Origin of the sequence: Andreprevotia sp. IGB-42 (genome assembly GCF_009848685.1) — a bacterium.
Taxonomy (GTDB): domain Bacteria; phylum Pseudomonadota; class Gammaproteobacteria; order Burkholderiales; family Chitinibacteraceae; genus Andreprevotia.
Map to the genome: position 1 here is coordinate 99812 of NZ_WXTX01000001.1, position 13158 is coordinate 112969.

Here is a 13158-nt window from a genome sequence, read left to right on the forward strand (position 1 = left end):
ACATGACAGCAGGGGCGCATGCAGATTGAAAACAGCATTGAAAAAAACGATCGTTTGATATGTTGGTGGCTCACACCATGGAATGCCCGCGATGAACGCCAGCCTTTTCCGCCACCTCGTCAATGTGTGGCCGCCGTTTTTGCTGACCGGCATCCACGCCACCCGCATCAATCCCGACTACCGTGCAGTCGATGTCGAGTTACGCCTGCGCTGGTACAATCGCAACGATGTCGGCACGCATTTTGGCGGCAGCCTGTTTGCGATGACCGATGCCTGGTACATGCTGATGCTGATGAATATCCTGGGCCGCGATTACTTCGTGTGGGATCAGAGCGCGAAGATCGATTTCCTGGCGCCAGGGCGCGGCGTGGTGACGGCGCGCTTCCGGCTGGAAGAAACCACGCTGGCGGACATCCGCGCCAATACCGCCGAGGGCAACAAATACCTGCCCGAATTCGTCGTCGATATCGTCGATCATCACGGTGCAACCGTTGCACGGGTGACCAAGACACTCTACATGCGCAAAAAACCCAAGGCGCGCCAGGCGCTGGCGGAACCTGCCTGACAACAGGCGGTCGGAATGCCTTCCTTCACTTTGCCGATGCCTGCCTGATGCCGATACGCGAAACCCGCGCCGCCGACTTCCCCGCCCTGTTCGACTTGCGTGCCCGTACGCGCGAAAACGCCATGAGCGTGGCCGAACTGGCTGCACGCGGCGTCACGCCCGAGAGTGCAGCAGAAGCCCTTGCCACCGGGCAAATCCGCGGCTGGTTATACGAAGTGGACGGCAAGATCGTCGGCTTTGCCAGTGGTGATCGCAGCAGCGGTGAAATGCTGGTGCTGGCAGTGCTGCCAGAATTCGAAGCACTGGGCATAGGACGCGCATTGCTGACGCGGGTAACGCAATGGCTGCAGGAATGCGGCCACCAGCATATCTGGCTGACCGCCAACCCGGATTCAGCCGTGCGTGCATATGGTTTCTACCGGCATTGCGGCTGGGTAGCCAGCGGCGAAATGGCCGGGGACGAGGAAATCATGGTGTACCGCCCCACCGGGCCAAACACGCCGTAAGCGGCAAGAGCCGGTAGCCGCTTGCCAAGGCAGGCAAAAAAGGCCCGGGCGGGGTGTCTGCTACCGGTGATCCGCCGCTGATGGCCCCGGCGTCCATGACGGGCGCTCAGCGCAGCGCGGCGTAGATGCGTTCGGCCAGCTCGGCATTGATGCCGTCGACCTGCATCAGGTCGTCCACGCCGGCGGCCTTCACGCCCTGCAGCCCGCCAAAACGCGCCAGCAGCTTCTGTCGCCGCTTGGGGCCCACGCCTTCGATCTCTTCCAGGCTGGATGCCACCCGTGCCTTGGCGCGACGCGCGCGATGCCCGGTGATGGCAAAACGGTGCGACTCATCGCGGATCTGCTGGACCAGATGCAGGCCGGCATGGTCGGCGGGCAGGCGGATTACTGCATGGGTGGTGGCGACGATGAGTTGCTCCAGCCCGGCCTTGCGCGTTTCGCCCTTGGCCACACCCAGCAGGACGGGCTGCGTCAGCCCTACTTCGGCCAGCACCTCCTCGGCCTGCGTCAGTTGGCCTTTGCCGCCGTCGATCAGGATCAGGTCGGGCATCTTGCCCTCGCCATTGGCCACCTTGCCGTAGCGGCGCGTCAGCACCTGCTTCATGGCGGCGTAGTCATCACCCCCGGTGATGCCATCGATGTTGTAACGGCGATATTCCTTCGGTTGCATGTCGCCACGATCAAACACCACGCACGACGCCACCGTAGCCTCGCCCATGGTGTGCGAGATATCGAAGCACTCGATGCGCTGCGTTTCCTCCGGCAGGTTGAGCGCCTCCACCAGTGCGGTCAGCCGGCCAGACTGGCTGGCGGCCTGCGCACGGCGCTGCAGGATGGCCAGCTCGGCGTTCTTGGTGGCCATTTCCAGCCATATGCGGCGCTCGCCATTCGGGTTGCTGTTGATGATGACCTTGCGGCCAGCCTGGTCGGACAGCAGCGTGGCAATCAGCTCGGCGTCGTATGGCGCCGGGTGGCACAGCAGCAGCGGCGGCACATTGCGGTCCAGGTAATGCTGGGCCAGGAAGGCGCCCAGCGCCTCGGCCGCATCGTAATCCTCGGCATGCGTGGGGAACAGGTTCTTGTCGCCCACGTGGCGGCCGCCACGCACCATGGCCAGGTTCAGGCACAGCGTGCCCTGTTCGATCACACAGGCAATGATGTCGGCATCCAGCGCGTTGGTATTGCTGGATACGAACTGGCGCTCCTGGATCTTTGCCAGCGCCTGCACCTGATCGCGCAGGCTGGCAGCAGTTTCGAAATCCCAATTGTCCGATGCCGCCTGCATGCGCGCTTCCAGCTCCACCAGCAGCTCGTTGCCCTTGCCGTTGAGAAAGCGCTCGGCATTGCCGACATCACGCCGGTAATCTTCCGGCTGGATGAAATCGACACAGGGGGCTGAGCAGCGCTTGATCTGGTGCAGCAGACAGGGGCGCGAGCGGTTGGCAAATACCGTGTCTTCACAGGTGCGCAGCTTGAATACCTTCTGCAGCAGCTGGATCGATTCCTTCACCACATAGCCATTGGGAAACGGCCCGAAATACTGGTTACGCTTGTCCAGCGCGCCCCGGTAGTACGCCAGCCGTGGTGACTTGTGCCCGGTGATCACCAGGTAGGGATAACTTTTGTCATCGCGGAACAGGATGTTGTAGCGCGGCGCCAGCGCCTTGATCAGGTTGTTTTCCAGCACCAGCGCTTCGGCTTCCGAACGCACCACGGTGGTATCGATGCGGTCCACATGGGTGAGCATCAGCCGGATGCGCGGGCTCTGATCATTTTTCTGGAAATACGATCCCACGCGCTTTTTCAGGTCCAGCGCCTTGCCCACGTACAGCACCGTGCCGTCGGCAGCGATATAGCGATACACGCCGGGCAGGTTGGGCAAGGTTTTGACATGTGCGACCAGCCTGGCCCAGCGCTCGTCTGGCTGGGCTTCGGGCACAAGATTGGTTTCAGCATCCATGCCGCCATTTTACCGGCAGCGCGGCAGGAAAAACCGCCGATTGCGCAGGCGCCGTGCAGATAGGCGCTGCCGCACCCTGTGCCGCTGGTCTACGCTGATGAAAACCCGCATGGACGCTACCTGTTGCCACGGGCACCTTGTGCGCCTTGCCGCCGTGCCCAAGCCAGCCGCTGCCCGCGGCGGGCAATGCATGCGTGTCTTGTGCCCTATCATGGCCAGTCAAGGATGGAACAATGTCGCAACGTGATGCATTCACGTCCACTTTCGGCGTACTCGTCGCCACGCTCGGCTCTGCGGTGGGCCTGGGCAATATCTGGAAATTTCCTTACCTGACCGGCACCAACGGTGGCGCAGGCTTCCTGCTGGTGTATCTGCTGGCCACCTTGCTGGTGGGGCTGCCGGTGATGATTGCCGAAATCATGCTGGGCCGCACCGCGCGCGCCAACGCGGTATCCACCCTCGCGCAACTGGCGCCGCGCCAGCCGCTCTGGCAAAGCATCGGCTACATGGGACTGCTGGCGGCAGTGCTGATCCTGGCGTTTTATACCGAAGTGGCCGGCTGGGTGTTTGCGTATATCGTCAAGGCGCTCAGGGGCCAATTGCAATTTACCGATCCACACAGCGCAGCGGCCGCATTCGGCGCGCTGGTGGGCTCGCCGTGGCAGGCACTGCTATGGCAGTGGCTGGTGCTGGCGTTTACCGGCGGTATCATCATGCTGGGGGTATCGAAGGGCATCGAAGCGGTGACCAAGCGGCTGATGCCGCTTTTGTTCCTGCTGCTGTTTTTGCTGTGCGTGCGCAGCCTGACCTTGCCGGGGGCGATGGCCGGGCTGGCTTTCCTGCTGCAGCCCGATTTTGGCAAGATCACCACCAGCGTGGTGCTGACTGCACTGGGGCTGGCATTTTTCAAGCTGTCCATCGGCATGGGTACGATGATCACCTACGGCAGCTATTTCCGCGATGAGCAGAACATCCCCGCCACCGCGTTGCGGGTGATGCTGGCCGACCTGAGTGTGTCGCTGCTGGCAGGCGTGGCGATCTTTCCGGCGGTCTTTGCCTTCGGCTTTGCGCCGTCGGCTGGCCCATCGCTGGTATTCATGACCATACCGGCAGTGTTCTACAGCATGCCGGGCGGCAGCCTCTTCATGACGTTGTTCTTCGTGCTGACCGCGATTGCCGCCACCGGTGCCATCCTGTCCATCCTGGAGGTACCGGTTGCCATGTTGACCGAACGCCTGGGCTGGCATCGCCGCAAGGCCACGCTGGTCACCCTGTTCACCATCGCGCTGCTGGGCGTACCTGCGGCGCTGTCACACGGTGTAACTGCAGGCTGGAAACTGTTCGGACTGAACCCTTTCGAGCTGTTCGACTTCATCAGCTCGAACATCCTGCTGCCGCTGGGCGGCATCCTGATCGCGCTGTTCGCGGGCTGGGTGTATGGCCTGCCCAAGCTGCGGGACGCACTCAGCAATCATGGGCAGTTACAGAATACCCGCATCATCGGGCTGCTGTACCTGCTGACGCGCTACGTGGCGCCGTTGCTGGTTGCAGTGATCCTGCTCAAGGGCCTGAATGTGTTCTGAGCACCCTATCCGGCGCCAAGCTACCAGTCGATGCGCGTTGCCGCGTAGGCGATCAGGCCGGCGCTGAGCGCCACAAAGCCCAGCCCCCAGCCCAAGTGCAGATGATGGGCGATGAAACCGATCATGGGTGGGCCCACCAGAAAACCGACGGAGCCGGTGGTCGTTGCTGCGGCCAGCGCCACCGGCCCCTGGCGTGCAGCCACCTGGTAAAGGCACGGCGATACGGCCGCCACGCCTAGCCCCACCATCACGAAACCCAGCAGGCCAGCCACATAGCCACCCACCAGCACCGCACCGCCCAGGCCCAGGCCAGCCAGTAGGCCACCACCCAGCAACAGCCGCCGTGGCCCGATGCGCGTGCGGGCCAGATCGCCAAACCAGCGTGTCAGCAGCATGGTGATCGAGAAGCACGCCAACCCCCAGGCTGCCAGCGATTCGGTGGCGCCGGTGCGCTCCTTCAGGTACAGCGCGGTCCAGTCTGCCATAGAGCCTTCGACGATGGTGCCGCCGAACACGGCCACCACCACCCACAACGCGGCGCCGGTAGGCAACGAGAAAGGCCTGCGCACCACGTCCACCTCGCTGCGTGGTGAATCTGCCAGCAACTGGCCGCCCGCCCAGAGCGCTGCAGCCCACATCAGCACCGCTACCAGCATGAAATGCAACTGCACCTGCGAGGTGAAATGGGTGAGCGCCGCCGCGATCATCGCGGCTGCCAGCATGCCCAGGCTGAATGTTGCATGCAGCCGCGACATGATGGCACGGCCGCCATGCAGCTCGATCTCGGCCGCCTGCGCATTCATTGCCACGTTGAGGCAACTGGCACAGACACCTTCGAACACCATGATCGCCATGGCCAGCGGGTAGCTGGGCACGAAAGCCAGCGCAATCAGCAATAGCGGCAGCAATGCACTCATCAACCAGCACAGCCGTTTTGCGCCCAGCTTGTGCAGCAAGGTGGCAGTAACGGGGAAGGAAAACACCGCACCCAGGCCGCTGGCCAGCAGGAAGAACCCCACCTCGGCATCCGAAATGGCCAGGCGGGCCTTGAGCGCAGGCAGGCGCGCCGCCCAGCTGCCGTAGTTGAGTCCATGCAGGAAGAAAAGTGCGGCCACCGCGTACGGGGCTCTGCGCAAGGCGGATGAAGTCATGGCGTTTTTTCTGGCTGGTTACTCACCCCGGCTGACGCAGTCGGGCGATGCAAACCAAATATAAGTATGTACTTACTTATTACGCCGATTTGTCTTCAAGGTCAGCTAGGGAAAATACCGGGGCGCTTGCATCACCACCCCGTTCGATCTGGTAAACGAAGGCCAGCAGCTCTGCAATGGCGCGGTACAGCTGAGGAGGAATGCGCTGGTCCAGATCAACCTGCATCAGCAGCGAAACCAGCTCCGGGGATTCGTGCACGAACACGCCGGCTTCCTTGGCCTTCTCGATGATCTTTTCAGCGGTGATGCCCTTGCCCTTGGCCACCACACGCGGGGATGCCGTGCCTTCCTGGTAAGCCAGCGCAACGGCACTCTGCCGGTCACTTGTCTGGCGCTGCAGCTTGCGTGCCATGGATCAGCCGGCCTCCCCGGCGTGTTCTTCCTCGGCAACGGCAAACAGCGGCGTGGCAGCCAAGGTCAGGCCCGCCGCCGCAAATTGCTTGCCAAGCAGGGCTTGGCCGGCTTTCAGGCGCTCGGCAGCCTCGGGCGTTTGCGCATCGAAACGCAGCGAGAAACGCCCTTGATACAGGTCCGTACTGATGGAAACCGCACCCAGGCTGGGTAGATCGAGATCGAGCCGGCTTTGCCAGCGCATTGCATCCGCTCCGATATCGCCGCCCGCTTCGCGCTCCGCATGATTATCCAGCTGCATTTGCCAGCGCATCGGCTGGCCCGGCCACGCCTGGCCCTGCCATACCAGCGGCTTCTGTTCGAGTGCGTTCAGTTGCTGCTGCACCAGATTGCGGATCGGCGCACCATCATCGGCAACTTGCATGCTTTGCGCCACCTGGCCCTGGCGTTCCAGCAGGCCGGCATTTTGCGGAACGGATTCATCTGCGACCAGTTGCTGTGCGGGTACCTGCGGCTGTGCCAGATGCGGCAAGGATTGATTCTGCGGCTCCCTCAACAAAGCCTGTAGCGGTCTTTGCCCGCCTGCCCATTCAACCTGATGTGATTCGTAGAACAACCCGCTTTCAGCAATTTTCTGCTGCAGCTTGCCGGCAATCTGTGCCGGGTCCGGTTCGCCTTCGAACAAGGGCACAGTCTGGCTGAGCGGCACCGCGCTGGTCTGCTCACCCTCGGCAGTCAGCACGGTACTGAGAAACTGGCCAGCCTTGCTGAATGCGGCTTGCTCCGCGCTTGGCGGCTGTTGCGGGAGTGTCGCACCGGGAGTTTGCTGCTGCGCGGCGGCTGGCGGCTGACGGGAAACCAGCGCAAAGGTCAGCTTGGGCTGATCCGACACCACGTCCAGCTCCAGCTGCTCGCCCGGCTCGGTATTGCGTGGCAGGTTCAGATCCAGCAACTGGTCTTTGACCAGTACGGCAAAGCGCCCGCCAGGCAATTGCCCGGTTACCGTGGCCTGCAATCTTTCACCAACTGAAAAACGCAGATCACCGGCTTCTGGCCGGATCACGTCGAACAAACCCTGTTGCTGGGTTTTCAGGTATTGCTGCAGCAGGCTGGCTGCTGAATTGCCGGGTAGCATGATGGCTCCTGCGCGCTGGCCGCTGCCGGACGACAGCGATTATTCCGGGCGACGGTAAAGCGCGACGATCAGATCAGCCTCGCCGCGGGTCAGGCCGCATGCGGTGGCCACATGGTTGGCATCCGCACCCAGCTGCGCCATGCGGATGGCCTGCGCGTACGGCGTTTCATCATCCGGCTGCGGTAGTAGCTCGTCAGCAAGGCCGCCGTGCATCAGCGCAGGCTGCTGCATCTGCAATGCCGCCAGGCGCACCTTCAGGCCTTCCACCTCTTGGCGCAGCGCAGCAATCTCGCCTTGCTGCACTTCGATCTGGTGGTGCGTTTCACGCCCCAGCCTGTTCCGGCCGGCCTTCTTCAGAAACAACAGCAATTCGGCCACGTAGAACAGGATCAGGACGAGGCCCAGATACAGCAACTGCTGCCAGGTCACGACGATACCATTCATGATTTTCGCTCCAGCGCACGCTCAAACAACGTGCCTATGAATGGAATCATACGCAACACCGGAAGCAAAAACCTAACTGAACCGCCGAAGCTTACCGCGTTCGCACATGACCACGGCCATACGGTGTTACCCATGTGCATCAACTGCATCAGCGATAGGTCTGCTGCAGTCTGGATGCATTGGTATTGTCCTGCAGCAACGCGGCAAGCTCGGGCCGCCAAGCCTCGGCCTGTGCCACCAGTTGTTCGATCTGCTGCTGCATCGCCCGCAACTCATCGGCCAGCATCTGGCGCTCATTCGTGGGCAGCGCCTGCCAGTTGATGTCACGCAAACCGCCCTGCAGCGTCTGCCAAGCGGGCAGTTGCTCGAATACCTCATCCCATTCGGCACGGCCGGCCGCGTCCACCAGGCGCCCGGCCAGCACGTGCATCGCCTGCAACAGCGTAATCAGGTCAGGCGCGGCCATAGCTCAATGCGTTATCGCCACGATCAGTGGGCGCTTGTGTTGCAACGGGTACCTGCGACACATTGCTGGTAATGCTCTCCCACGCCTCGCGCAGTTGCAGCAACAGGCCAGCCACTTCATCCAGCAGCTCGGGCTTGTTGTTCAGGTTGGCCTCAAACAGCTGGCCCAGCATGTACATGTACAGCGCATCAAGGTTGTCGGCGAGTTCACCGCCCTTTTCCTTGTCCAGCGCCAGCCGCAAACCTTCGTCGACAATGGCGATGGCTTTGCTGATTGCGGCACCCTTGTTGGGGATGTCGCCATTCTGCATATGGATCTTGCCCAGTTGGGTTGCCTTGATCGCGCCGTCGTAAAGCATCACGACCAGGCGGCCCGGACTGGCAGTCTCAACGGCATTTTCGAGGCTTTGCTTGCCATAAGCATCAAGTGCTTTCTTGACCGCTGCCGTCATGGTTTTTCCTTCCCGGTATTTTGGGGTTTCATTAGTTCAGACTGCTCAATGCTGCCAGTTGCTGAGTCAGGAAGTTGCTGGTGGATTTCATCGATGCCACCAGCGAATCGAGCGCGGTAAATTGCGCGCGATAGCGTTTTTCCGTTTCTTCGTAGCGACGGTTCAGCACCACGCCCTTGGCATCGATGTTCTTGACATCCTTGTTCAGGCCATTGATGCGGCTTTGCAGCAGGCCATCGCTGGCCAGCAGGCTGGAGATGGTCTGGTCGAGACGGCTGGCAAAGCCGCGGCTGAAAGATACGGTGCCGTAATCACCCACGGTGGTGGCACTGATATTCAGTTGCAACCCTTCCGACGCACCCGTACCGGTCATGGTCTGGCCATTGCCCTTTGCCGGCTCGCCATTGATGGTGCCTGCAACATCGGTACCGTCGGCATTGAGGAACTTGAGGCCGTAAGTAGCGAGTGCATCGCCACCCACGCTGGTCACCTGGATATTGGATGCCTTGCCGTAGCGGTTCGACTGCATGTCGAATGCGCCGGTCTGCTGGTTGTAGGTGACGGTTACCGATACGCCAGCCTTTTTCAGGCTGCTGTCACCGTTGATTTTCGACTGCATTTCAGCCGCCAGCGCCGCCGGGCTGGCGTAATCACCCGGGGTGAGCTGGATCTGGCCGGACGATGTGCCGTCCACCGCCACCATCAGCGTGTCGTTGCCATTGTTGCTACCGCTATCGGCATGGATATTGAGCGCGCTTTTCGTGGTGAATGCAGCCGCTTGTGAACCGGTGACCGTACCCGGGCTGGCCACGCTGCTGCGCGTGATGTCGAACTTGCCGGAGCTGGTGTTGTAGGCAACGGCAAACGCGTCGTCGGGGCCACCCTGCGCCTGTAATTGCTGCTGGATGGCGGTGGCCAGGCCCGAGCGCGTGTAGCTGCCGCTGGGGATGGTCAGGTTGATATTGTCGCTGCCCAAAGTCACGGCCAGCGCTTCATTGGAGGAATCCACCTTGCTGAACAGCGCTTCGTTACCGGAAATCTTGGCGCGCGTGGCCGGGCTGGTGATGCTCACTGCATACACGCCGGGCTTGGTCACGCTGCTGGAGCCGGTGTAAGTCACCTGCGAGTTGGTGGTGGAGCCGTTCACCGCGAACAGGTTGGCCACATCATCGGGGCGGCTGGTCAGCGCGGTGTTGAGCTTGGCCGTATTCAGCGACATCTTGCCCTTGTCGTCAAAGCTGATGCCGACCGCGCTCAGACTCTGGTAATAACTCCCTTCGCCGAGCTGCTGGTTGATCGACTGGCGCAATGCGCTCTGCAGCGAACGCACCACATAATCGCCATTGAGGATACCGGCCTTCTGGCTATCGTCGGTGGCATCCTTGTTGTAGAAACTGAGGTCGCTCAAAGCGGAACCAAAGTCGTTGTAAGCCTTGACGAAATCCTGCACCGATTGCCCGATGCCGGTGGTATCACGCGCAATGGTCAGCGTGGTGGGAACCGGCTTTGGGGTGCTGCTGCTGTCAAGCGCACTGACCTTGGTCAGGTTGAGCGTCACGCCCTGCAGCACGTCGTTGACGGTATTGCTGGATTTGACGATGTCGATGCCGTCCAGCGTGAACTTGGCATCCTGCGCCGCCTGGGTTTGCGTCAGCTGGTTGGTGGCATCGTCGGAAAGCGGATCGTAGGCAAAGCGCGACAGACCGGTCGCATCCGAATTACCGCCGGCACTGTCGTCCACGGTGATCTTGATGCCGTTGGCGCTACCGCTGTCGGTAGAGCTGAGCAACAGGCGGAAGCCGCTGCCGTCGTTGATGACGGATGCGGTCACGCCGGCGCTTTTGGCATTGATGGCATCGCGCAGGCCAGTCAGCGTATTGTTGGTGCTGTCGATGGTGATATCGAACGCGCCCTTGTCGCCATTGGCCATGAAGGCGCCACCGGTGACCGAGCCGAACTGGATCGACAGCTTGCCCTGCCCGACCGGATCGCTGGCATTGGCAAACACCGCATCGGTCTTGAGCTTCTGGCTTTGTGCCAGTTGGGATACCGCCAGGCTGTAGCTGCCGGCCTGGGCGATGGAAATGGTGCTTACCGTGCCGATGGCGCTATCGCCCAACGACCCTTTCACGCTCTTGTAGGTGCTGGCGCTCGATAGCGACAACACGCGGGCCTGAAAAGTGGAAAGCGCACTTTGCAAGGAACCCAAAGCAGAGATCTTGGTTTGATCGTTCTTGCTTTGCGTGGCGAGTTTATTGAGCGGCGCTTTTTCTACTGCCATCAACTGCGTAATGATGCCTTCGATATCAAGGCCGGAGCCGATACCTGCTGATGTGATCGCCGTCATGATGAAACCCTCTTGCTAGATACAACCAGAATCGGCCGTTTACGCCTGTTCTTTAATCAACATGCCCTTGAACTGATCAATGGCTTTGGCAATCGTCAAAGCTTCTTCAGTAGGTATCTGCCTTACCACTTCCTTGGTGCTGGTATCGATCACTTTCACCAGTTGCACGCCCGTATCTTCATCGATCGAAAATTGCAGGCTGTTGCTGTTGGAGAACACCTTGACCGTATCGTTCAATTTCTTGACCGCGTCTTCCAGCGACTGCTGGCGTTGCGACGGATCGCTGGCCGGTACTGCGGTGGCTGCGACATTCAGTGACTGCAGATCACTCTGGCCCGTAGGAACCGGAGCGCTCTGGCGTTGCGAGGGATCAGCGACCGACGGTATCGCGCTGGCGGTCAGGCCGGAAAGGGACGGGATTTGCATGATGAACAATCCTTCTGCGGGAATGCCCCGGCGCGGACTGACCGGGCCGGGGCACACTACTCACCTAGGGTGAAAGCTTACCTCAGACTGCTTAACCGCGCAGCAGGCTCAGCACTTGTTGCGGCAGCGAGTTGGCTTGCGACAGCATCGCTGTACCGGCTTGTTGCAAGATCTGCGATCTGGTCAGGTTCGCCGTTTCCGACGCGAAGTCCGTATCCTGGATCCGGCTTCGCGCAGAACTCAGGTTTTCAGACGTTGTGGCCAGGTTCGAAATCGTTGCTGCAAAGCGGCTTTGCAGGGCACCGAACTTCGCACGTTGCTCGTTGATGTTGGTCAGTGCATCGTCAACGATACGCAGTGCTTGCGTTGCGCCTTCGATGGTCGACACATCCAGCTTTTCAACAGTTTTCAGATCCGACGAGAAGCCAGAGCCGGCACCGAACACCGAACCGGTTGCATTACCGGCGCTCGTGAAGAACACACCCGAAGCAAACGCTGCGGTCTTGGTGGTCAGCGAGTACGAGTTCGACGAGTTCAGCACGACCTGACCGGCGAAGGTCACCTTGCCCGAACCGGCGGAGGCCACCGACGAAGCGGTCAGACGCTGATCGGAACCGTTCGACGATGCGTTGTCGAAGTTCCAGCCGCTGACGGTAGCGCCGAAGCCGCTGGTTGCACCGCTGGCCGAGCTCAGCACGATGTTGGAGCCATCGTCGTTGGTCAGCTTGATACCGTAAGTGGTGGTACCCGAGCTGTCCTTGAAGGTAGCCAGCTGAGCGGTCACACCGGTTTGCGACGACTTCTGGTTGAACGCGGAGATGGCTTGTTGATAGTCATCAGCCTCGATCGTGCCGTCCTTGTCCGCGTCGGTCACGTTGAAGGTGACGGACTGGAAGGTCGAGCTCTTCGATGCCACAGCCAGCGTGTACGAACCGGAACCCATCGAAACGACGGTTTCAGTACGGGCCGAAGCCTTCACGCCAGTGTTGGCCTGGTTGATCTTGGCAGCGATGTCGCTGGCCATATCCGTTTGCGACACCGAAATGCTGGTGCCGTTGATGCTGAATGTACCCGATGTGGTCACCGCGCCGCTGCTGGCGTTGACAGTACCGGTTGCACCGGCAGCCTGGCCGCCGGCACCGGTCACGAAGTGGCTGGTGGTCAGCGTGCCGGTACCGTTACCGTTACCGATCTGGTAGGTACCGTACTGGCTGGTGCGCAGATTCGAAGTCGTTGCGGTGATGGTTTCGTTGGCATTGGCACCCACCTGGTAGGTGGCCGATGTGAACGAACCGTCGAACAGCTTCTGGCCGTTGAACTGTGTGGTGGTCGCAAAGCGATCCAGTTCCGCAGTCAGCTGGCTGACTTCGGAGTTGGTGGCCTGGCGGTCGCTGGAGGACAGTGTTGCGTTGCCCGATTGCACGGCCAGTTCACGGATACGCTGCAGGATGTCGCCCATTTGCGACAACGCGCCTTCACCGGTTTGCGCCAGCGATACGCCATCGTTGGCGTTACGCTGCGCTTGATCCATACCCTTGATCTGGGATGTCATGCGCTGCGAAATCGCCAGACCTGCGGCATCGTCCTTTGCGCTGTTGATGCGCAGACCGGAGGACAAACGCTGCAGCGAGGTGTTGAGGCTGCTTTGCGAGTTATTCAGATTACGTTGCGAATTGAGCGACGCAACGTTGGTGTTAATTACTGCTGCCATGA

13 protein-coding genes are annotated in these 13158 nt (G+C 60.9%); 3 read left to right on the top strand and 10 right to left on the bottom strand.

Translation table 11 applies throughout. The features are described 5' to 3' along the window. The first annotated feature begins 91 nt into the window (after window positions 1-91). The gene (locus IGB42_RS00525; RefSeq protein WP_159665094.1) at window positions 92-565 is read left to right on the top strand and encodes a DUF4442 domain-containing protein; all 474 of its coding nucleotides are present in this window, start codon (window positions 92-94) and stop codon (window positions 563-565) included. A 47-nt stretch (window positions 566-612) separates the two neighbouring features. Then, entirely contained in the window at window positions 613-1071 is a 459-nt protein-coding gene (locus IGB42_RS00530; protein ID WP_159665096.1) for a GNAT family N-acetyltransferase, read from the top strand. Between the two features lie 106 nt (window positions 1072-1177). Here the strand turns inward: IGB42_RS00530 and uvrC are convergent, their stop codons facing one another. Beyond that, window positions 1178-3031 (bottom strand): excinuclease ABC subunit UvrC, encoded by a 1854-nt coding sequence (gene uvrC / locus IGB42_RS00535; protein ID WP_159665098.1) that lies wholly within the window; start codon window positions 3029-3031, stop codon window positions 1178-1180. A 233-nt stretch (window positions 3032-3264) separates the two neighbouring features. Between uvrC and IGB42_RS00540 the strand changes: the two genes are divergently transcribed. After that, window positions 3265-4614: a sodium-dependent transporter gene (locus tag IGB42_RS00540; protein WP_159665100.1), complete on the top strand. Its 1350-nt coding sequence runs from the start codon at window positions 3265-3267 to the stop codon at window positions 4612-4614. Window positions 4615-4634: 20 nt separating this feature from the next. On the opposite strand, the gene IGB42_RS00545 is transcribed toward IGB42_RS00540, so the two are convergent. From IGB42_RS00545 to IGB42_RS00585, 9 genes are all read right to left on the bottom strand, one after another. Then, complete coding sequence (locus IGB42_RS00545; protein ID WP_159665102.1) at window positions 4635-5765, bottom strand: MFS transporter; 1131 nt, start codon at window positions 5763-5765, stop codon at window positions 4635-4637. Between the two features lie 79 nt (window positions 5766-5844). Next, a complete protein-coding gene (locus IGB42_RS00550; protein WP_159665104.1) occupies window positions 5845-6177 on the bottom strand; it encodes an EscU/YscU/HrcU family type III secretion system export apparatus switch protein in 333 nt (110 codons plus the stop codon). A 3-nt stretch (window positions 6178-6180) separates the two neighbouring features. Continuing rightward, window positions 6181-7311 (bottom strand): flagellar hook-length control protein FliK, encoded by a 1131-nt coding sequence (locus tag IGB42_RS00555; protein ID WP_159665106.1) that lies wholly within the window; start codon window positions 7309-7311, stop codon window positions 6181-6183. Window positions 7312-7350: 39 nt separating this feature from the next. Continuing rightward, window positions 7351-7755, bottom strand: a complete 405-nt coding sequence (locus IGB42_RS00560; RefSeq protein WP_159665109.1) for a DUF2802 domain-containing protein — start codon at window positions 7753-7755, stop codon at window positions 7351-7353. Window positions 7756-7903: 148 nt separating this feature from the next. Then, a complete protein-coding gene (fliT, locus tag IGB42_RS00565; RefSeq protein ID WP_159665111.1) occupies window positions 7904-8221 on the bottom strand; it encodes a flagellar protein FliT in 318 nt (105 codons plus the stop codon). Beyond that, the gene (fliS, locus tag IGB42_RS00570; RefSeq protein WP_159665113.1) at window positions 8208-8672 is read right to left on the bottom strand and encodes a flagellar export chaperone FliS; all 465 of its coding nucleotides are present in this window, start codon (window positions 8670-8672) and stop codon (window positions 8208-8210) included. Before fliS ends, fliT begins: the two co-directional genes overlap by 14 nt. Before the next feature lie 31 nt (window positions 8673-8703). Then, window positions 8704-11019 carry a flagellar filament capping protein FliD gene (gene fliD, locus IGB42_RS00575; RefSeq protein WP_159665115.1) on the bottom strand — a complete coding sequence of 772 codons (2316 nt, stop codon included), beginning with the start codon at window positions 11017-11019 and terminating at the stop codon, window positions 8704-8706. Between the two features lie 39 nt (window positions 11020-11058). Beyond that, complete coding sequence (locus IGB42_RS00580; RefSeq protein WP_159665117.1) at window positions 11059-11445, bottom strand: flagellar protein FlaG; 387 nt, start codon at window positions 11443-11445, stop codon at window positions 11059-11061. A gap of 91 nt (window positions 11446-11536) precedes the next feature. Continuing rightward, the gene (locus IGB42_RS00585; protein ID WP_159665119.1) at window positions 11537-13156 is read right to left on the bottom strand and encodes a flagellin; all 1620 of its coding nucleotides are present in this window, start codon (window positions 13154-13156) and stop codon (window positions 11537-11539) included. Window positions 13157-13158 lie beyond the last annotated feature (2 nt).